The sequence below is a fragment of the Nostoc sp. genome, from assembly GCF_036917975.1.
GTDB lineage: Bacteria > Cyanobacteriota > Cyanobacteriia > Cyanobacteriales > Nostocaceae > Nostoc.
Genome location: NZ_JBALEJ010000007.1, coordinates 1 through 1,024 on the forward strand (window position 1 = coordinate 1; position 1,024 = coordinate 1,024).

At 41.6% G+C, this 1,024-nt stretch carries 1 protein-coding gene; it reads left to right on the forward strand.

Going from position 1 to position 1,024, the window contains the following annotated elements:
* Positions 1-125: 125 nt before the first annotated feature.
* Positions 126-1,024 (forward strand): ISAs1 family transposase (locus V7K76_RS02235; RefSeq protein ID WP_335029646.1); only part of this gene is annotated, 899 nt, incomplete at its 3' end.

Sequence of the window (1,024 nt, forward strand, 5' to 3'; positions counted from 1 at the left end):
CAGGGTCAGCGCGTCTCAAACCCTATTGACAAGCGGACTTGTCTGATCAGCAATCAAGTTGGAAACAAAGTGGCACTATCCGAGGTAGGGTAAGATTTAATACATCTAAGTGCAAGGTTCGATTAATGCCAACCGGATTTGAGAACAAGAAAGGCAAAACCAAAGCATCTTTTGCACCCAGCATAGATAGCTTTGAGATTACCACTAATGTTCAGGAATACTTCACACAAATAAAAGACCCCAGAGTGGAAAGGACAAGATATCATTTACTCACAGATATCATCACCATAGCGATTTTGGCAGTAATAGCAGGAGGGGAAGGTTGGGAAGATATTGAGGAGTATGGAATCAGTAAACAGGAGTGGTTGAAAACGTTTTTGCAACTACCATTTGGAATACCCAGCCCCGATACTTTTAGGAGGGTGTTTGAAAGAATTAACCCAAAAGAATTTGAGCAATGTTTTCGGCAGTGGGTTCAATCATTGGTTGAGAAGTTGGGAGTAGAAGTAGTAGCCATAGATGGCAAAACTCATAGAGGCTCATATGATCGGGAATCTCAGCTAAAAGCCTTACACACAGTCAGTGCATGGTCAAGTGAACACCGTTTGGTATTAGGACAAACAAAGGTCACTGACAAATCTAATGAAATTACCGCGATTCCAGCACTGTTAGAAATACTGGACATATCTGGCTGTATCATTACTATTGATGCAATCGGTACTCAAAAATCGATAGCCCAAAAAATCATCGCCGCAAATGCTGACTATGTTTTGAGCCTGAAAGAGAATCATCCAACACTACATCAACAAGTCAAAGATTGGTTTGCGACAGCCCAGTCCAATGGATTTAAAGATGTTGATGTGAGTATGAGTCAACGTATTGAAAAAGGACATCACCGCATCGAGAATCGTCAGGTTTACACCGTACCAGTGTCACAACTTCCTGCACTTCATGAACAAAATTTGTGGGCAGGACTAACAACAGTCGTGATGGTAGTGCGTTCAATTCAGCATTGGAATAAAAC